This is a genomic window from Stieleria mannarensis, assembly GCF_014154935.1.
GTDB classification, from domain to species: Bacteria; Planctomycetota; Planctomycetia; order Pirellulales; family Pirellulaceae; genus Stieleria; species Stieleria mannarensis.
Genome location: NZ_JACEHH010000009.1, coordinates 96,293 through 116,646, shown reverse-complemented (window position 1 = coordinate 116,646; position 20,354 = coordinate 96,293). Strand labels below are relative to the sequence as shown.

At 59.9% G+C, this 20,354-nt stretch carries 13 protein-coding genes; 7 read left to right on the top strand and 6 right to left on the bottom strand.

Features of this window, described 5'->3' with window-relative positions:
* Positions 1-265 precede the first annotated feature (265 nt).
* Both H1B37_RS08410 and H1B37_RS08405 read left to right on the top strand, forming a co-directional pair.
* Positions 266-1,297 (top strand): DUF2891 domain-containing protein, encoded by a 1,032-nt coding sequence (locus tag H1B37_RS08410; protein WP_436298247.1) that lies wholly within the window; start codon positions 266-268, stop codon positions 1,295-1,297.
* Positions 1,287-2,534, top strand: a complete 1,248-nt coding sequence (locus H1B37_RS08405) for an Nramp family divalent metal transporter (RefSeq protein ID WP_182866191.1) — start codon at positions 1,287-1,289, stop codon at positions 2,532-2,534. The genes H1B37_RS08410 and H1B37_RS08405 overlap by 11 nt, the downstream gene beginning before the upstream one ends.
* Before the next feature lie 80 nt (positions 2,535-2,614).
* On the opposite strand, the gene H1B37_RS08400 is transcribed toward H1B37_RS08405, so the two are convergent.
* Both H1B37_RS08400 and H1B37_RS08395 read right to left on the bottom strand, forming a co-directional pair.
* A complete protein-coding gene (locus H1B37_RS08400; RefSeq protein WP_182866190.1) occupies positions 2,615-3,589 on the bottom strand; it encodes a PDZ domain-containing protein in 975 nt (324 codons plus the stop codon).
* Positions 3,590-3,789: 200 nt separating this feature from the next.
* The gene (locus tag H1B37_RS08395) at positions 3,790-5,211 is read right to left on the bottom strand and encodes a sulfatase-like hydrolase/transferase (RefSeq protein ID WP_182866189.1); all 1,422 of its coding nucleotides are present in this window, start codon (positions 5,209-5,211) and stop codon (positions 3,790-3,792) included.
* A 537-nt stretch (positions 5,212-5,748) separates the two neighbouring features.
* Here H1B37_RS08395 and H1B37_RS08390 point away from each other — a divergent pair.
* From H1B37_RS08390 to H1B37_RS08380, 3 genes are all read left to right on the top strand, one after another.
* On the top strand, positions 5,749-8,493 hold the full coding sequence (locus H1B37_RS08390; protein WP_182866188.1) for an FtsK/SpoIIIE family DNA translocase: 2,745 nt from the start codon (positions 5,749-5,751) through the stop codon (positions 8,491-8,493).
* A 293-nt stretch (positions 8,494-8,786) separates the two neighbouring features.
* On the top strand, positions 8,787-10,334 hold the full coding sequence (locus H1B37_RS08385) for a YifB family Mg chelatase-like AAA ATPase (RefSeq protein ID WP_182866187.1): 1,548 nt from the start codon (positions 8,787-8,789) through the stop codon (positions 10,332-10,334).
* 242 nt (positions 10,335-10,576) lie between these two features.
* Entirely contained in the window at positions 10,577-11,032 is a 456-nt protein-coding gene (locus H1B37_RS08380) for a nucleotidyltransferase (RefSeq protein WP_182866186.1), read from the top strand.
* A 128-nt stretch (positions 11,033-11,160) separates the two neighbouring features.
* On the opposite strand, the gene H1B37_RS08375 is transcribed toward H1B37_RS08380, so the two are convergent.
* From H1B37_RS08375 to H1B37_RS08360, 4 genes are all read right to left on the bottom strand, one after another.
* The gene (locus tag H1B37_RS08375; protein WP_182866185.1) at positions 11,161-11,835 is read right to left on the bottom strand and encodes a hypothetical protein; all 675 of its coding nucleotides are present in this window, start codon (positions 11,833-11,835) and stop codon (positions 11,161-11,163) included.
* Positions 11,836-11,933: 98 nt separating this feature from the next.
* Positions 11,934-13,289 carry a hypothetical protein gene (locus H1B37_RS08370; protein WP_220498104.1) on the bottom strand — a complete coding sequence of 452 codons (1,356 nt, stop codon included), beginning with the start codon at positions 13,287-13,289 and terminating at the stop codon, positions 11,934-11,936.
* Between the two features lie 79 nt (positions 13,290-13,368).
* Positions 13,369-14,625 carry an MFS transporter gene (locus tag H1B37_RS08365; protein ID WP_182866184.1) on the bottom strand — a complete coding sequence of 419 codons (1,257 nt, stop codon included), beginning with the start codon at positions 14,623-14,625 and terminating at the stop codon, positions 13,369-13,371.
* 10 nt (positions 14,626-14,635) lie between these two features.
* Positions 14,636-15,391: a creatininase family protein gene (locus H1B37_RS08360; protein ID WP_182866183.1), complete on the bottom strand. Its 756-nt coding sequence runs from the start codon at positions 15,389-15,391 to the stop codon at positions 14,636-14,638.
* Positions 15,392-15,587: 196 nt separating this feature from the next.
* Between H1B37_RS08360 and H1B37_RS08355 the strand changes: the two genes are divergently transcribed.
* Together H1B37_RS08355 and H1B37_RS08350 are read left to right on the top strand one after the other, a co-directional pair.
* Positions 15,588-18,329 carry a hypothetical protein gene (locus H1B37_RS08355; protein WP_182866182.1) on the top strand — a complete coding sequence of 914 codons (2,742 nt, stop codon included), beginning with the start codon at positions 15,588-15,590 and terminating at the stop codon, positions 18,327-18,329.
* 405 nt (positions 18,330-18,734) lie between these two features.
* Positions 18,735-20,258, top strand: a complete 1,524-nt coding sequence (locus tag H1B37_RS08350; protein ID WP_182866181.1) for a sensor domain-containing diguanylate cyclase — start codon at positions 18,735-18,737, stop codon at positions 20,256-20,258.
* Positions 20,259-20,354: the final 96 nt, after the last annotated feature.

Sequence of the window (20,354 nt, the reverse complement as noted above, 5' to 3'; positions counted from 1 at the left end):
GGAACCCGCTACAACACCCAGACAACATTCTGGGCTCAATCGGTCGCGCCAATGTCACCAATCTGATGCGCCCGCGGATCTTCTGTCATCCTGGAGGCGGTCGACGAAACAATTGTTTCTTTCCATGACGTCAACGATGAAAAGCCACATGCTACCTGATTTTGCAGCTTCGTTTCCACGAATCCGTCGGCGATCGCTGGTCGCGATCCTTGGGTTTGCGATAGCCCTGGCCGGCGGGGCCACGGCAAAAGAGCCTGCGGCGTCGATGGTCATGCCCCAGGCAGTCGCCGAATCCTGGGCGAACCTGGTGATGAGGGGGGTGGACACGGAGTTTCCTAACAAGCTGTCGCTGGTTTACTCCAGCGAAGAACAGATCAAGGCGCCGCGCGAGCATTTTCCTGCCTTCTACGGTTGCTATGACTGGCACAGCAGCGTGCACGGGCATTGGGTCTTGGTGCGGCTGTTGAAGGATTGCCCCGAGATGTCGTCGGCGGCCGAGATTCGTGCGGTCTTGTCCAGACACCTTTCCGAAGAGAACCTGAAACAGGAAGCCGCGTTCTTTGCCCGCGATGAACAGAAAACGTTTGAGCGGATGTACGGTTGGTCGTGGTTGTTTCGCTTGGTGATCGAACTGGACGGTTGGGACGACGCTGATGCAAAGCGGTGGAGGGACAGCCTGCGTCCGCTGGAACAGGTTCTGGTGCAACGCGTCAACGCTTATTTGCCGTTGCTGACGTTTCCGATCCGAACGGGCCAACACACCGATACCGGTTTTGCATTGGGGCAAATCTTCGACTACGCACGTGTGATGGGAAAACCTGAGTTGCAAGCGTTGGTGGTCGAGCGTGCCAAAACCTTCTTTGAAAACGATCTCGCCTACCCCGTGCACTATGAACCGTCCGGTCACGATTTTTTTTCATCGTGCTGGAACGAAGCCGATCTGATGCGCCGAGTGTTGACGGCGCGGGAATTCGAAGATTGGTTGGCGAGGTTCTTGCCTGAGTTGGAATCGCAATTGACCGACGGCACGATCGCGCCGGTCAGCGTCAGCGATTTGACCGATCCGAAAATCGTCCATTTGGCAGGACTGAATTTGAACCGCGCCTGGTGTCTTCGTTCCGTTGCGGCGGCGCTTCGCGAAGAACACCCGTTGAAGCGTGCTTTGAACTCAAACGCCGATGCGCATTTAGTTGCGGGATTGGCGTATATCAACAGCGGTCACTACGAGGGCGATCACTGGTTGGCGACGTTCGGATTGTATGCGATCGCGAAGGTCGGAGTGGCCGATGAGCGATGATGCATCGGCGCAGCCGGGTTGTCGATCGCGTTTTCGGTTCGGTCCGGGGTTGCTGGTCACGGCCGCGTTCATCGGGCCGGGAACGGTGGTTACGGCTAGCAAGGCGGGCGCCCAATTCGGGTGTGACTTGCTGTGGACGATCCTGTTCGCGAGTTTCGGGACGATCGTTTTGCAATCGCTTGCCGCGCGGCTGGGAATCCTCAGCGGTTCGGGGTTGGGGGAGTCGATTCGTGAGTCGTTGTCCGGTTCGTGGTTGTTGCGTGGGGCGATTGCCCTGGTGGTCGCTGCGATCGGGATCGGCAATGCGGCCTATCAAACGGGTAATCTGACGGGGGCAGCCGCGGGGGCGACGTCGGTGTTACAGGGCGGGGCTGTGTCCTGGTTGGTCGTCTTGATCGTGTTGACCTCGGCCGTGATCTGGCTGGGCCGCTACAAACTCTTGCATCGAATCCTCGTCGCCTGGGTGGTGTTGCTGAGCCTGTCGTTTTTGATCGCCGGGCTGTTTTCGATGCCGACGTGGAACGAGCTGGTTGACGGTTTGTTGGTTCCACGAGTCGACGGTGAGAATCTGACGCTGGTGATCGCGTTGATCGGAACGACCATTGTGCCTTACAACTTGTTTCTGCACGCCAGCGGTGCGGCGGTGACGTGGCAGGGTGACGACAAGCGACATGCGATCGCCCAGTCTGACTTGGACACTCTTTTTTCCGTCGCGCTGGGTGGATTGGTGACTGCTGCGATCCTGATCACGGCGAGCACGGCGTTTCATTCGGCCGGGAAACCTTGGACATCGATCGATCAAATCGCCGAGCAACTTCGACCGGCGTTGGGGCCCGCCGGCGGCATCGCATTTGCATTGGGCTTGTTTGCCGCCGGTTTGACCAGCGCGGTGACGGCGCCGCTCGCAACCGCCTATGCGATCAGCGGTGCGCTCGGTTGGCAGGCGGATCCGACCCGTCGGCGATTCCGGGCGATCGCTTTGGGGGTGGTTTTGGTTGGTGGAATTCTCGCGATCGGGTTTGGCAAGAGTCCGGCGCTGACGATTCAGTTTGCCCAGGTGGCCAACGGATTGTTGTTACCGATCGTCGCTTGTTTTTTGCTGATCGCCGTCGTGTCGCGTGGTCGAGCGATGGGCGAAGGGCTCGGACGGACGCGTCTGGTGTTGGCGGTGATCGTGGTGATGGGGGTTGCGGGGCTGGGGGTCTGGCGAATGACAATCGCGTTCGTTGGTGTTTAGCCTTGAGGCGACTTCCGGTCGCTGCTTGGCAGCGACCGGCGGGGCGGCCAAAACCTGGACACCGGCGTTTCTGCACTTCATCAGGGATAGACGACCGTGTCGCTCTGGCCGTCGGGGCGGATGATCTTGATCACCAAGCGGCGAACCTTGCCGTCTTCGATCTGGCGATCCAATTCTCTCAAGTCGCCGCCGTTGCGGATCGCGCGTCCGTTGACCTCCAGGATTCGGACGCCGCGTTGTTTCAATCCCAGCTTGGCGCCCAGTCCGTCGTCTTCTCCCCCGCCCACGGTGACTTGGCCGCGGAAGTCCAAAAACACCTTCAGTTTGAGCGGCTGGAGGATCGTGCCTCGCGGCGCCGACGCTTTCCGCAACGTTTCTTGATTGATCGTGATCGTTCCACTGCGGCCTCGGCGCAGCACGGACACGACGATGTCGCGGCGTTCGGAAACGATATACGCGCTGCTGAATTCTACCAGCGTGTTGACGGTGGTGCCGTTGACGGCGGTGATCACGTCGCCGAGTTGGAATCGCAGACCGGCGCCCAGCCCTCTGGGAAGCAGTTTCTGGACGGTCAACCCGTCGAAGGCCTCCGACGGCTGCAGCTGTATCTGTAAGTTCGGACCGCGCTGGCCGGGCACCAATTCGATCGGTTTGTTGGGGCGGTCGGGATCGAAGGGGCCGTCGGGGCGACCTGGGCGCCCGGGCAAGCCCGGGCGATGGGAGACGACGGGGCCATCCGGGAGAATTCCATCGGGTGGAAGTTGCAGCGAAATCGGCCGGCCGTTTCGGAGCACGACGATCGTCGACGAGCCACCAGCCAGTTCCAACGCCTTTTGATTGGCAGCGGCATCCGCCGGGGCGACGCCATTGATGCTGGTCACCACATCACCGGATTGGATCCCGAGACGGTTGGCCAAACCTCCGCGGTTGACTGTGTGCACCGCAAATGCGGTGGATCCGTCGGATTGACGAATCAGATTTCCCTGGATGCCCAGGCCCTGGCCTTGGACGGACGCCAGCGGTCCAACGGAAAGGGACGCAAGAATGATCGTCATCAGGATCAAAACCCGAGAACGCGACGGCGTCGAGGGAAACGATCGCATTGGGGGTACCCGCCGGGAGATAGGGGACGGATGTTGGTTCAACGTCTATTCTAGCGCCGCGCCGCGAGAGTAAAGAGGATGTGACCGGCAAACTCTGGCCAAGTCCCACCGGGTCGCAGAAGCCGCGGAGGCTTTCGGGGGCCGTCGACCGATCAAAGATCCACGTCAGCCATCTGCGCATCAAACGCCTGCCAACGGTTGATCAGCTCACGCAGTTTTTCCGTTTGTGAGCTTGCCAGGTCGCGTTCTTCCGATGGATCGATCTTCAGGTGATACAGCTCGATCGGCCGGCCTTTTTTCGGACGAACGATCTTCCAGTCGCCGCTCCGCAGGGCCTGCTTTCCGCCGGGCATCCGCCAGAACACGTGTTGATGGCTGGTCGCGATCGGGTTGTCGATCCAGCGAAATAGACTGATGCCGTCGGCTTGATCGTCGGCGGGCAAACCGGCCAGGTCCAGCGCCGTCGCCGCGATATCCAGACTGATCACCGGCCGCGGTTCGGAGACGCCTGCCGGCAATCGCCCCGGAAAACTCCAGACCATCGGGACGCGGATGCCGCCTTCGTACAGCGATCCCTTTCCGCCTCGCAGCGGCGCGTTACTGCTGGTCAACTCGGCCGTCGGGCCACCGTTGTCGCTCAGGAAAACGACCAGGGTTTTTCGCCGCAGTCGATGCTGGTCGATCGCTTCGGTGATCGCGCCAACGCCACGATCGAGTGCGATCAACATGCCGGCAAAGATGCGCCGTTGGACGTCGGTGATGCGCCGCAGTGTTTGACAATCCTCCAACTTTGCCTGCATCGGACTGTGGACCGCGTTGTAGCACACCATCAAGCAAAACGGATCCGCGTGGTGCTGGTCGATGAACGTCACCGCTTCCTCGGTGATCGCGTCGGTCAGGTAACGCGTCTCTTCGATGATTTCTGTGCCGCGGAGGATCGGATTGTCCTGGTCATAGAGCGGCTCGCTCATCCGGGCGTAGTTGCCACGAATCAGGTTTCCGCTGCGGACGCGTTTGCCTGCCTCCAGCGTCGTGTCTCGCACCATCGTCAGCACGTTTTTGTGCGGGACGCCCTCGGCGAGTGATCCGGGGACGTAGAAATGCCCCTCGTGTAAAAAGCCGTAGAAGGAATCGAACCCGCGCCGCAACGGATGCAACGGCTCGGTCGCCCCCAGGTGCCACTTCCCGACCAATCCGGTCCGGTATCCGGCGGCACCCAACTTCTTGACGAAGGTGGTTTCCGACAGCGGCAGTCCCATGCCCGGGATCAGATTCCGTTTTCCGGTCGGGTTGACGTCGTATCCGAACCGCGATTGATAGCGGCCGGTCATGATTCCGGCGCGCGAGGGGCTGCAGTAAGACGACGTCACGTAACCACTGGTGCAACGGATGCCGTCATCGGCCAAGGCGTCGATGTGGGGCGTGGGGATTTGCCGATTGCCCATCATGCCGGTCTCGCCGTAGCCCAAGTCGTCGGCAACGATCACGACCAGATTCGGCCGATCATCTGCCAGGCACAGAGACGACCGGCACAAGGCGGCAACGCAATACAGTGCCAGCAGGACAATTCGCATGATCTACCTCGTTGGCCGATTGGCCGTTTACCGCCCGGCGACCAAAATTTGACCGACAAATAGCCACACGAATGTAAATAGAATACCGAAGGAGGTGTGCAGAAGTTCGATGGACACTTGACGTACTCGGATAGGAATCGGCTCTCGAAATGGGGCCTGCCTGACTCCTTGGCTGCTTCTGATTCGGCGTTTCAAGACGCGTGGAAGGCTTCCATTGGTCAAGCCTCCACCGATCATCCCGGCCATCGTGGCCAGTCGCTAGACCATTGTTACTTCTGACACCGTCGCGTCAGCAAAAATCTCCCACGGTTGGCTGCAAAGCAGGGCTTTTCGTGGATCGCATGCCAACTGGCGAAAGGTTGAGGGTTGGCCAGACCTGAAGGTTTTGGCAAACCTTGCGGCGGGGGTTGGCTTTTTCGCTCGATCGGGTCTTTGCAGTTCCAGCCGTGGCATTCATGTCGGTTGAGTTTGAGGGACGATTTTAGACGACAAGCCTTGTTGGATGACTGAATCTGGCCCACCCCCATCGGACACTGCATGTCGGCCGAACTGACCAACGAATCTTCCGCCACACCGGACTTTGCTCGCGATGTCGGTGCGATCTTGTTGATTGCGCTGACCATCCTGCTGACGATTTCGTTGGTGACACGCAATCCGGCCGACCCGTTGGAAGAACCGTTTTGGCCGATCAGTACGTTGCACCTGCCCGATGTCTTGGTGTATCCGCCGGCCGAACAGATCACCAACGCCTGCGGCTACTGGGGGGCGCTGGTGGCGTCGGCGATGATGACGTCGATGGGATTGGCGTCGGGAATCGTCGTCGCGGCGCTGGGCGGGACGGCGATCGCGTTGCTGCGTCGCGGCCGACTCAATGCGCCGGTGCTTCGATCGCTGGGCGGGACGATCATCCTGATCGGCGTTGCCACGGCGGCGGCGATGCTGCCGATTGAGAACGAAGGCATCACCGTCTTTGGTGCCGGCGGGGTGCTCGGGGCGATGTCATCGACCTGGCTGTTGGAGCATTTTAACGCCAGTGGTGCGTGGATTCTGACGTTAACAACGCTCGCGATCGGTGTGCTTTTGACGACCGACTACGCGATCTTGTATGCCAGTCGACGGATCTTTGCCGGCAGCGCACAGGTCTCGCGTCGCGGGGTGCAACAGGCAGCCAAAGTGTTGCCGCCTGCTTTGCGGCGGCGTCGAGAACCGTTCGAGGAGCACGCGGCTCCATTTGCGGAAGCATCAGACGGTGAGGCGATCGCGACGTCGGAGGAAATCGAACCGGGCGAAGGGGCCACCGACGAGAATGCTCTGAACGAACAAGCCGACGAATCGGAAGCTCCCCGCACCGAACCACGGATCAAAGTCCGCGCCGGCAAACGCCGCAACAGTTCTACCGCGGATGACGCCGCGGACTCTGACACGACCGTCGCGGTTGCGAATCCGAATGAAGCAGAAGACGACGACGAAGAAGAGTACGAGGACGAGGAAACCGCCGACGACAGCGGCTCAATTCGCGAACTTGAGATCGATGACGAAACCGTCTCGCTCCGCGGTGATGAGGCACACGATGTGCCGGGCCCCAAGATTCGACTGCCGAAGAAGAACAAAAACGAAGACGAATTGGACCAGCTTTACGAAGACATGGTCGAAGCCGCTCCGGCCGGGAGTGAAGACTATCAATTGCCCCGTGTCGATTTGCTCGAAGCCAGCGACGACATCGACTATGACGAGCAACTGAGCGAAGTGCGTCGCAAGGCGAAGATCCTTGAGGCCACGTTCGCCGACTTCGGTTTTAACATTCGTGTCGTGGAGATCGAAACCGGTCCCGTCATCGCGCAGTACGAAATCGAGCTCGAAGCCGGGTTGAGACTCAGCAAGATCACCAGCTTGGCGGAAGACCTGGCCATCGGATTGCGCGTGCCCAGCGTCCGGATCGTTGCGCCGATTCCCGGCAAGAACACCGTGGGGATCGAAGTGCCCAACGAAAAGCGTCAAGCCGTTCGGTTGCGCGACGTGATGGAAGAGTCCGACATGCGTTCGTTGAAGATGAACATCCCCGTCTTCTTGGGCAAAGACGTTTCGGGGAATCCGATGGTCGTCGATTTGGCCAAGATGCCCCACCTGTTGATCGCCGGGCGAACCGGGACCGGGAAAAGTGTTTGTCTCAACGCGATCATCACATCGATTCTGATGACTTGTCGGCCGGACGAAGTGCGGATGCTGATGATCGACCCCAAGATGGTCGAACTGAGCGGGTATGGAAAGCTGCCGCACTTGATGCACCCCGTGATCACCGACATGCGCAAAGCCGAGGCAATTCTGGCGTGGGCGGTCGAGAAGATGGAAGAGCGGTACTCGTTGTTGGCCAATGCCGGAGTCCGCCATATCAACAGCTTCAACGATCTGGGGCGTGACGAGGTGTTGCGTCGGTTGGAAATCGACCCCGAGGACGATGATGGCTCGGTCCCAGACAAGCTTCCGTTCATCGTCATCGTCGCCGATGAGATGGCGGACTTGATGATGACCGCTGGAAAGGATGTCGAACAACACATCATTCGCTTGGCGCAAAAGAGTCGGGCCGTCGGAATCCACTTGATCCTGGCGACACAAAAACCGACCGTCGACGTGATCACGGGTTTGATCAAGAGCAACCTGCCGGCTCGATTGAGTTTCCAAGTTGCCAGCAAAACTGACAGTCGTGTCGTGTTGGATGAGAACGGAGCCGACAAATTGCTCGGCAATGGCGACATGTTGTTCTTGTGGCCGGGGACCAGCACGCTGATTCGCGGCCAAGGGACATACTTGAGCGACGAAGAGATCGACATGATTTGCGAGCACTGCAGCATGGGCGAGCAAAACTTTGTCGGTGAACTGATGAACTTGAAAGTCGCCAGCGACGACGACGGCGACGGGCCCTCGCTCAACGAAGACCGGCCCGACATTTACGACAGTGCGGTTGAAGTGATCATTCGCGAAGGCCGTGGATCCTGTTCATTGCTCCAACGCCATCTCGGAATCGGCTACGGCCGTGCGGCCAAGCTGATCGACTTCATGGCCGAGGATGGCATCGTCGGACAGTACAACGGCAGCAAAGCCCGCGACGTTTTGCTGACGCTGGAACAATGGCATGAAATGCAGGGGCTCGATCCTCCCGAGCCGGACGATGATCCAGAAGAAGCGTCACCGAAGCAAAGCGGCCCAGCGAACGAAGAAGAATACGAGGAAGACGCCGACGAGGAAGAGTACGAAGAATACGAAGAATACGACGACGAGTCATGACCGCCGCTGCTCCTCCCCGATTTCGTGCCACCCATCGACCATCGACCGAGCCGATCGCTGGGCAAGACGCTCGCTAGCAAATCAGCCGACGGCTCCGGGAATTGGTGGGTGGCACCAAATCGGGAATTGGTGGGTGGCACCAAATGGGCGGGGAATTGGTGGGTGGCACCAAATGGGCGGGGAATTGGTGGGTGGCACCAAATGGGCGCGGGGGCCTCCCACCCGTTGCGTGGCCCCCCGCTGATCGTCGATACTTCGGGCAACTGGATGGGTTACTCGGGGGGCGGGATGCAATGCTGGCACGACTGAAGACGTTTACGTTGTTGGGCATCGAGGCGATGCCGGTGGATGTGGAGGTCGACATCTCGCCGGCGGCGATGCCCAAAACGATTCTGGTCGGGCTGCCCGATGCGGCGGTGAAGGAATCCACGCATCGCGTCGAACGCGCGATCGTCAACAGCGGCTTCACGCGACCACACGACCGCGTCGTGATCAATCTTGCCCCTGGAGATCTGCCCAAACAGGCCGCCTCGTTCGACTTGCCCGTCGCCCTCGGAGTCCTGGCCGGCAGCGGGCAATTGATTCCGGATCGTCTGGAGGAGTACGCGATCATCGGCGAGTTGGCACTCGAAGGGCACACCCGTCCGGTCAAGGGAGGTCTGTCGATCGCGATCGAGGCGGCCAAGAACGACGGATTACGGGGGATCGTGTTGCCGGCGGAAAACGCCAGTGAAGCGGCAGTGGTGGAGGGCTTGGAGGTGATCCCGGTGGAAAGCCTGGGCCAAGCGGTCGCCTTCTTCGCCGGCGAAGTCGACATCGATCCGGCACCAAGTCGTCTGGAGCAACTGTTCGAAGCCTTCAGCCAGTACGACGTCGATTTCGGCGATGTCCGAGGCCAAGAGGCGGCCAAACGCGCGATCACCCTGGCCGCGGCAGGCCGGCACAACCTGATCATGATCGGGCCGCCGGGTTCGGGAAAGACGATGCTGGCCAAGCGGGTGCCGACGGTCTTGCCGCAGTTGAGTGCCCCCGAATCGATCGAGACGACGCGGATCTACAGCGCGCTTGGCCAATTGCCCGCCGGGCAGCCTTTGCTGGCCCGGCGTCCCTTCCGTTCGCCGCACCACACGATCAGCGATGCCGGGCTGGTCGGCGGCGGCAGCCCTCCATCGCCCGGCGAAATCAGCAAGGCCCACAACGGCATCTTATTTCTGGACGAATTGCCCGAGTTCAACCGCAAGACGCTGGAGGTGATGCGCCAACCGCTCGAGGACGGCATCGTGACGATCTCCCGCGCCCTGCGGTCGACCACGTTCCCGTCGGATTTCATGTTGATCGCCGCCGCCAACCCGTGCCCCTGTGGCTACCGCAGCGACCCGCGTCGCGCTTGCAATTGCACCCCGCCGCAAGTCGAGAAGTACATGAGTCGCATCTCTGGGCCACTGATGGACCGCATTGACATCCACATCGAAGTCCCCGCGGTGCCGTTTGAAGAATTGTCGTCGTCCTCGGCCGCCGGCACATCGAGCCAGGCAATGCGCGACGATGTTGAGCGTGCCCGCGGTGTCCAGGCCGAACGCTTTCGCGAAGGGCCGTCCGGCGTGCGTTACAACGCCCAAATGACCAGCCGCCAAGTCCGCGAGCATTGCAAGCTGGACACCGCCTGCCAAAAGATGCTGCGTCATAGCGTCGAGGAGAACGGGCTGTCGGCCCGCGCCCACGACAAGATCCTGCGTGTCTGCCGCACGATCGCTGACATCGCCGGTGACGCGTCGATCAACGAACTCCATCTCGCCGAGGCGATCAACTATCGCAACCTGGATCGCGATCTGTGGACTTAAATCGCGTTGGGGGGAAAGGTTGGCAGAATGAATCGGGGCAGAATAATGGAGCCACGTGGGGAATCGACGTGGCAATGCATTGTTCAACTCTTTCTTAACGCCTGAGGTCCATTGAATGATTGACCGTACACTTCGAGTCTACGACAGTCATGACGCATTGGAAAAGGCCGTCAGGAAAGACGACAACGAGATGACTGTCCAGCAGCGATTTGAGACGTTCATGACGCTAATGGAACCGTACTATGCAGCTGCCGGAAGACTTCAAAGAGTTTATCGAGTTGATGAATTTCCACGGCGTACGGTACGTGATGATTGGGGGCTACGCCTACAACCTGTACCGCAACCCGAGGGCAACAGGTGATATCGATTTCTTTGTCGCCTGTGATGATGAAAATGAACGCCGCGTCCGCGCCGTTTTGGATCAATTCGGTTTCGGAGAGACACTCGGTGAGGGAAAACTCTTGCAATTAGGTAAGGTCATCATGCTCGGCCGATCGCCGTTTCGAATCGATTTGTTGACCGAGATCAGTGGCGTTTCATTTGAAGAGGTCGAAGCGACCGCGATTGCGACACAAGTTTCCGGCGTGACGATTCCAGTGATCGCGGCGGAACTCTTGCTGAAAAACAAAGCCGCCTCAGACCGTATCAAAGACCAAGCGGATGCCGAAGAGCTGAGGGCCTGGCTGAATCGCGATTGAGCGACCGGCGAGGAGCGGCGAGTAGGTTGGCAGAATGATTCGGGGCAGAATGATGGAGTGCAACGGACTGCAACCAACACGCCACCATCATTCTGCCATCCCATCATCCTGCCCATTCGATTCCGATCTCATTGCGAATCGACCCAACCTCGCATCGTGAACTTGGAAACCAACAATGCATTTTGCGCGTTGCCGGCTGAAGATTTTGTCGGTGCTTGCAAGAGCTTTGGTAGCGCGACGGTTTCAAAGAACGAGAGATCGGGACGTTTGCCGAGTTCGTCCAGCACAAACATCTGCTTTCGATCGGTCGTCAGTGTGACTGCAAAGTTGCGTGACAGGCGAGCGTGCCAAACCGGGGCGAGGCGCGGCAAGTCGAAACAGGCAAGGTGGCCGTTGTCGCCGAGCAGAAGGAGCAGGTCGCCGTCGATCGGGATAGCCTTGATCGGATGGGCGTTGCTGGTTTTGCCGAACGCCTTCTTGTCGTCCTTGAAGGGCACCCAGATGCCCGAACGCGTGACCTTGCTGCCCGTCAAATTCCAGAGTTGAAGCTGGTCACCGGTTTCAAACCCGTCGCGGTCACCGCCGGTCCCTTGCATCAACACCGTCTTGCCGTCATTCAGGACCGCCAGCGGGCACATGTTGCACTCAACCGGCTCGGAGTTGATCGCTTTGCCCGACGGCAGATCCACCAATGAGATTCGGCTAAGCGGCTTCGGTGTGCTGAATGTCCACGTGTAACCGGCCACGCAGCGCGCCGCCAACGGGTTGATCTCAAAAAATGGGAGCCGACTGTGGTGAATCATCCACCGTCAGCATGTTTTGACCAGCCCATTTTTTGACCACCTTCTGGCGAAGGAAGCGACGTTCGACCATGGCTCCTGCGCGAGGCAATCCGGACGCGCTACTCGCTCCAAAACGTCGACGCTTTGGGGGCGGTGTAGGCAATGTCCAGGTGCGGGGTGTCAATCGGTTTTTCGCCCGCGTGCAGGCTGTCGACGCCTGCGATGACCATTCCCGAGGTGAGTAAAGTCCGCTCGACCGGATAGGGCGCTTTGCCGTCCAGGATCATCGTCTCAATATGCCGGACCAAGGGGTTGAAGAAGTCGGCGGTGGTCGATCCGTGACCGGGCATGGGCAAGTACATCTGGCAGGACACCAAGCGACCATCGGCAAGCATGCCGGCGTAGTTGAAGTCGCGAATCCCCGTCAGCAGCATGGTCGTCTTCAGCCCATCGAGGTGTTCGATCAAGTAGCCGGTCGTCTGTGGCATGGTTTGACGCATCCACTGGATCGACGGCACATCGGTCGGAAACCCGGTTTCCACAGGCAGATTGTGGCTGCGTGAGAGTGCGGCGGCGATCAGTTTTCGGGTCACTCGGCAATCATCCGATTCCAACCGTTTCCACAGGTTATCGTCTCGCAGGGCGTGAATCCGTTTGACGCCGCGTTCACCACCGGCGCGTCGTTCGGACATGCACTGGGCGGTTTCCAACGCGTGAATGTCGTAGCTGTCGATCCCGCCATAGGCCACGCACACGCTTTCTTGCAGCGGGGCGTCATAGGGCATGTCGATCGCGGGCATCCGGCGTGTCACCGGCAGCGACGATCCGGCCAAGAAGGGGAACCCCAACCGCCGGGCATCGTCGACCATCTCCACACACTCGTTCCAGTCGGTCGACAGGTGTTTGTCGTTGAACACCGGCACGCTACGTCCGCTGCGTTCAAAGACGTTGACGATTCGCTTGAACCAATCGTAGCGTGGATAGAGATGCTGTCCTTTTTCGTTGCGGGGGTAATCGCCGTGTTCTCCGATGACCACGACGCCTTCAACAGCGAGCGTTTCCCCGCCCAGCGTCAGCGCTTCTTCGATCGTCGAAAAGAGCTTCAATCCGTGACGTTTGACACGCCCGCGGGCAAGGTCATCGTCGGGAAACTGGTCGATGAAGACCGAAGCGACATCGACGCGTGGTCGTTGCCAGCGGCCGTTCCAGCTGTAACCGAGCGTGTGGCGATCGAGGAAGTGTTGGGCATGGGAATGACGTCGAACGACGGTGCCCAGAAAGGCGATCTTGGGACGCTTGCCGGGGGCGGCGACCGATTCATCCGCAGCTTCATCCGCAGCGGCCCGGTGCGGTCGTGCCAATCCGCCGGCGCAGTGGAACGCGCCCCATCCAAACAACGCCTGTCGACCCGATCGGGTCAAGAAACGACGACGATCAAGTTGCACTGGTTTGGACTGCACTGGTTTGGACTGCATTGGTTTGGACTGCACTGGTTTGGACTGCACTGGTTTGGACTGCACTGGTTTGGACTGCACTGGTTTGGACTGCACTGGCTTAGGCTTCACTGGGTGAGGTCTCATCGGGTTGGTCTCTCCAAAAAATCCAAAGAATGATGGCCGCCAGGGCGGGCAAGCAGGCCGCGGCGGCGAGCCCGAGGTCGTAGGCCCCAGTCACGTCGACGAGTCGGCCGAACAGTTTCTGCGTCGGTGGGACCAAGAACCACGCCGTCACCCCGGCGATCCCGGTGATCTTGCCTTGGTGTTTGCCGGAGATATCTTGTGTGAACGCGTGGTACAGCGGGAACATTCCCAGAGCGCCCGCGCCGCCAAACAGCAGCACGGCCAGCAGGATCCAGCCTTTGGGCAACCAGGGCAACGACAACATCGTCAGGCAGAGCGCGGCACAGACGGTGAACATGGTTTGTCGTGCACGGGTCGCCGATAGTCCTTTGGAGCACAACCACAGGACGACAGCACCGACACCGAGACAGCCGACATCGGTGGCGGCGAACCAGGTGGAATTGAACAACAGCGTTTGCGTTTCGCTGTAGCCGCGGCCTTCTTCGAGAAACAAGTGCAGCCAGGCGCGAAACAGTTGCCACGTCGTGTTGATCAGACAGACGATGATCAGCACCACGATCATTCGGCGTTGCAGCAGCACGCGCCAGGGCGTTGCCTGCTTGCGTTGCAACGTGTCGCCCGCCAGATCGGCCGACCGTGCGATCGAAAACCAGGCGATCACCCAAAAGACTCCGATTCCGCCGACGATCGCAAATGCCGGTCGCCAGCTGCCGATGTCATCGGTCAACAACGCCAACATGATCAACGGCGCCAGCACGGCTCCGATCGACGTCCCGCTTTGCAGCAAGCCGTTGCCCATCGTCCGGCCGCGGGCCCGCGTCAGGCTGCGGACGACGCGGACGCCACAGGGCCAATGCCCCGCTTCGAACATTCCCAACAACAACCGCAGCCATAGCAGGTCTTGATAACCGGTGGCCAGCGCCGTCGCGGCGGTCACCGTCGACCATGAAATCACGACCACGGGGTACAGCCAGCGGACGGGCACGATGTCGGCCAGGATGCCGAAGACGATCGACCCGAGCACAAAGCCGTAGCCAAAGACGGCTTCGATATCCCCGTATTGTTCATTGACCAGATCAAACTCGCCTTTGATGCGGGCCGATGCACTGGCCAGTGTTTGGCGATCGAGGTAATTGAGTGCGGAGGCGAGTAACAGGAGACCACAGATCAGCCCGATTCGGGTTCGGCTGACCGTTGGTGTTGTTTCGTCGTTGGGGGCAGCGTCTTGCATGCGATTGATTTCATCCCTCCCAGGATTGCCCGTCCCATTTCGTGACACGTTCAAGTAGAGCGACGACACCGTCGGCAAAGACTTGCAGTAGTTGTTCGCCTTTTTCAGCCGACGCGGCCGCGGCGTCACCGACATGTCCGGGGCGGGAGCGGTCGCTCATCGTCCAACCCCGCGACGCCGGCAAGAACGGATTGCCAAATTCGACTGCGTCAACTGCGGTGTGTTCGTGGACCAGTTCCGGCGTCAACGCCAAGATCATCGACGTTTCCCACTCACAGGCGTGCCCCATTTCATGTTGCCGCAACCCAGACAACCGGTCCGTCGGGTCGGCCAGGTGCCAATAGGTTGCCGCCAACAGCAACAGGTCCTTGCGGTCGCGATAACGCTGCCGCAATTCGAACACGACCTGTCGCGCCGGGACATCGTTGCCGCCGTGTCCGTTCAAGATCAGGATCCGGCGGAACCCGTGACGGATGAAGTTGTCCATCAGCCCGGTCAGCAGGTCCAGATAGACGCGGGGGTCGGCCGAGAGTGTGCCGGGAAAATCCATGTGGTGATGCGAATTGCCCAACCACATCAACGGGGCCAGCAGCGTGTCGCCGCCGAAGGATGCGTGGGCGCGGCGGACGATTTCGCCCAGCAGCATGCTGTCGGTAAAGACGGGCATGTGGCGGCCGTGTTGTTCCAGGGCGGCGACGGGAATGATGACCGGCGTGTCGCGGTCGAGCGCATCGACCTGGGGCCAAGAGAGGTTGGCGAGTTCCATGGGAGGGATTCAAAAGGAGGGGGGCGTTGTCGGTGTTTCGCGTGCGAAGCTCCGGCGGCGGCACCAGATTCTAACCGGCATCGCTGAGCGCCGGGTTCGCGATGGTGGAAAAGGCGGCTTGCAGATAGAATCTCCCTCCGACGGCGGACCGACGCCCCGAGTGCGAACCAGGCGATGCTCCCGTGAAGGTGACCCATTGAATACGCCCCCTAACGAAAACGACGGCTTTCAAGGCTTGGGGTGGGTCAGGGCGTTGCGTGAGGGACTGCAACAAAGTGATCAGCGGATCCGGCTGGCCGGATTGGCCGACGGCTGGGCCTTGGTCAATCATCGCGGCCGCGTGATTCGCGAAGCGATGAAGTGTTTTTATGAACGCATGATCGCCGAGGCACCGCCGCGGGGATCGATCGTGGTTTATGGTCTGGGAGGCACCGGTCGACGGGAAATCTGTCCGGGATCCGATGTCGACATCGGGATCATTGTCGAAAACATCGAAGAGAATCAGCACTTCCTGCGGCACCTTTCCAGTCGGCTGCGATCGTTCGCCCGCCGTGTTCCGGGACTGCGAAGCGTGGTCAAAGCGAACGCCTTTCCCGATCTGAAAGACCGCGAGCATTTTGACCTGAAGTCGTTGGTCGCGCTGCTGGATAGCGATTTGTTGGTCGGCGATTCGGAATTGGATCACCGGATTCGGCGGGTGTGTCGCGGGCGGGCGGCCGAATTGGGGCTGGATTTCATTTTCGCCATCAACCAGGACTTCCGCCGGTTCGATCAGTTGTATCCCCAGTCGCCCGGCGACATCGGCGGGTTTCACGTCAAGAACGGAAAGGGGGGATTGCGCGGCTTTCAAATGGCGATGTGGTTGTATGCCTTTGAACGCTGGATTCCTTCGCTGCAGGTGTACCAGCAAGTTCGCAGCACGCGTCGCTTTGATCGCGAAGGTGCGCCGTCGGCCAATGTGTTGGAAGCCGTCGGCGTGCTGTTTTCGACGCGTTGTTGGATCGAACAGCGGCGCGCCGCTCAGGCGGCCGACTACGGCGGCGGCGAAAAACTTCCCCCATCGCTGTTCATGGACGTTGCCGACATGGAGGCGTTTTTGCATCGCTTCGGCGCCGGCGGTTTGACGCAACTCCGCAACGCCCGCGACGTGATCGATTCGTATCGTCATGAAACGATGGACCGACTGCTCGAACGCGGCGTCGTCGTTCCCGACACCGACGGCTTGGTCGTCTGGGGATCGGACGGGTTGCGGGTTTCTGCCGACGCGTTGTTCAAAGACGCCACCGAGATGTTCTTCAGTCTGTATCACGCCCAACAGCGGTTCCTGTTGCCCATCGATCGCGCCGTCAAACGGGCCGCCCGCAAGAACATTTCCGAATCGTTGCGCCCCGATCCCGCCTTGATCAAGCTGATGGTGTCGCCGGGGCCGGTGTACCCGGCGATCAAAGATTGGTTCGAATTCGGAGTCCTGGAAAAACTGGTGCCGGGCTTCGGCGAACTCTTTCACCAGCTCTATCAACCGGGGCACCGTGCGGCGACGCTGACGCGTGCGGCGCGAGCGGTCCAGCGGATCCAGGGCTTGGAGTACCTGGATACGTTGAAACGGTCCGAAATCACATCCAGTGACGAAGCGTATTTTTTGCGGCAATACCAAGACATCGGGGATTCCGGCCGCGGGGCACTGCGGTTGGCGCTACTGACCGATGAGATTCCGCAAACGCTGTACCCGACCAGCCCTCCTTCCTCTCCCTCCGGCTACGACGCCCAGGCCTACGGCGACAGTGTTCGGCGTTACGTCAGCGAGCACTTGAGCGATGTCCCCGGACTTTCCGGACCCACGCTGCGGACCATTGAGTTTCTGTTGCTTAAAAAACGCGAACTGCTCAAGTGGGCGGAAGCGGGAAGCCGGCCTCAGGTGCTAGAGAGTTGGCGACGCGAAATCGATCAACTGCATTCTCGCGATTCGGCCGACACGATCCGAGCACTCGCGCTGTTTGCTTATGCGGCGTTCGATTATCACAATCCCGAGGGCGTCCCGCGGATTCGGCTGGAGCCTGAGCAATGGCAAAAGATTCAGAATCTGACGCAGAATCTGCTGCACGGCGAATTGGGCGTCGGCGGTCGACCATTTGAAAACCACTACTTTGATCCGACGGGCCAGCGGATCGGGGCGTTGTTGCCGCACCGGTTGTTGGCCAGCCCACACGTCGACAACACGCTTCGCCAGACGTACGAAGGCACCGAAACACTCGATCCCCAACGCGCCCACCGCATCATCTTTGCCTTGACCGCGGTCGTTCAAACCGGACGCCCGAAAGTCGAGATGAAACGTGACGGCGACTTCTATCGATTGACGCTTTATTCATGGGATTTCCCGGGCCTGTTTTGGCGGGTCGCCGGAGCGCTCTACGAAATGGGATGCGCCATCCGTTCGACCGATCTGTATGAAGTCCCCGACCCTAGTGGCCGGGCGACTGACGGAGAGTCCTTGATCGCCGGCGAGCGGCATCTGATTGTCGACGTGTTGACCTTTGATGCCACCGATGCGTCCAACGAGGCTTGGGAAGACGAGGTCCGACGGCGGATTCAGAGGCGGCTGGAGAATCCGGGTGAACCGTTGGTCGACCAAACCGCAGAGATTTTGAAACCGGTCCTGGAAACGCTCTGTCCGTCGTTGACCGATCTGGGGGACGGACGCATCAAGTTTTCTTGCAATTCACCGCAATCCAACCAGGGCACCCGCTACGCGATTAGCCGATTGCTTTCCGAACGCGCCGGAGCCAGCATCGAATCGATCGTCCGTGATGGAACGCGCGATTGGCCTGTCCCCCGAATGAATTTCTACGTGCGCGTCGGCTGCGGTGTCGAAGCGATCGCCGAGGCGCTGCGCGAGGATCTGGGCGATGTCGCGATCGAAACCGAGGAGATCGTCTCTTAGTCCGTCGCACCTTGGTATTCGGGGCGCGGAACTCGCCAAGAGTTTCGCACTCGCGCGGCGAGGCCGCAGGGGGGCGAAAGCCTTGGCGGCTTCCGCAACGACACCAACCGGCAGATTGGGCTGCGGGAAAGGACCAGAGGGTCGCGGGGTGGGGGTCGGCCGACCGGAGCGTCCCCTCTTCAGGGGTGCGGTCGGACAGGATGAGTGGCCAGCCGAGACCGCGGGGTTGCCGGATTTCCCTCATTCGCCTCGACCCGGCGACTCCCCCCTCTCGATTGCGCCCCACAGTTTCTCGACACCCTCGGTGGTGCGGTCAACCGCAAAACCCAAGGCGGCCGGTGGAATCGAATGCATTGCGACGAGCCAGATCCTCGACCGTTTGCGATCCAAAGAATTAGAAGCACGATGAATCCAGACATAGCGAAGATCGTAAACGGCGAGAACATGCCGTCGCCGCCCACCATCGCTGCGAAACTTCTTGATCTGGTCAACCAGCCCGATGCGAGGATTGCCGACATCACGAAAGTGATCAGCGCCGATCCGAAACTGTCGGCCAAGTTGATCGATTATTGCAATTCGCCGATCGTCGCCTCGGCGCGAACCGTCGGCAGCCTCCAACAAGCCATCCCGCTGCTCGGGATGAGAACACTTCGATTGTTGTCGTTGTCCTTCTCGGTGATGGATACCCAAGGGCACGTGGGGTTTCCCTATCAAGAATTCTGGCGCCGCTCGCTGGCGACCGCCATTGCCGCCAAACTGATCGCCAAGTGTGCCCATCAGAACGCGGATGAATCGTTCTTGCTGGGATTGGTCTTCAACATCGGCGCCATGGGCATCGGCAGCGCCTATCCCGATGAATTGGCCGACCGCTTCGAGCCCGAAGAATTGCTGGACAAACTGAGCACCGACGTCGAGCGTGAGATTTGCGGTGCCGGCCGATATGAAGTGGGCGCATGTTTGCTGGAAAAATGGAACTTTCCGCCAGCGATGATCCAGGTGCTGGAAAACTACGATCCCGATTCCGCCGACATGCCGTCCAAACTGTTCTCTGTCAGCCAACGGGTCGGCAAGTTGCTGCTATCGGCCGAACCGGCCGAGCGAGAGATCTTTGGCGTTCGAAAGTCCGCCAACGAGTTGTTGGGCGTCGACGATGATCAGTTTGACACGTTGTTCGATGCGATGATCAATGAATGGAAGGGCTACGAGTCACTGTTCAAATTCGAATCGATCGCTTTCGATTCGATCAAGGATCTGGAAGCGCGGGCCAAAGAATCGATGGTCCGAATTTCGCTGAGCATGGAACGCACGATTCGCGAGATGTCCGAGCAGCAGCACGAACTGCGTCAAATGGCGTTATTGGACTCTCTGACGCAACTGAAAAACCGTTCCGCGTTTGACGCCGAAGTCTTTCAGCTGTCCAACCAATTTCGTCGCGAATGCCAGTCGTTCGGGCTGATCATCGCCGACATCGATCACTTCAAGATTTTTAATGACACCTACGGGCACGCGGCCGGGGACAGCGTCCTGCGCGAAGTCGCCGCCTGTTTGAAACGGAACTGCCGACAGTACGATCGCGTGTATCGGTTCGGTGGCGAAGAATTCGTCGTGCTGGTCGGTAACTGTGACTACGATGCGACGCTGAAAGTCGCCGAACGATTGAGGAACGCGGTCGAGACGTTGCAGGTCGATTTCGGCGGCAACAGCTTGTGTGTGACGACCAGCTTGGGCGTTTGCTGGGTCGACCGCGGACGCCACGACAGCTTCAACGCACTGTTCGAAAAAGCAGACGAAAGTCTGTACGAAGCGAAACGCAAAGGACGCAACAACTGCGTCGCGATCACCGCATCCTCGGCGCTCGGGCCGGTGATCAACGCGGCGGGAAGCCACCCCACCGGTCAGGCCGCCGCCGCTGCGGGTTCGCCCCAGTAGCTGGTTTCATACTGGGCCCTCGCTTGGCACTTGTTGACAACGGCGTTTCATCATTCTGCCTCGAATCATTCTGCCATCCCTCTCCTGCGCTCCTTC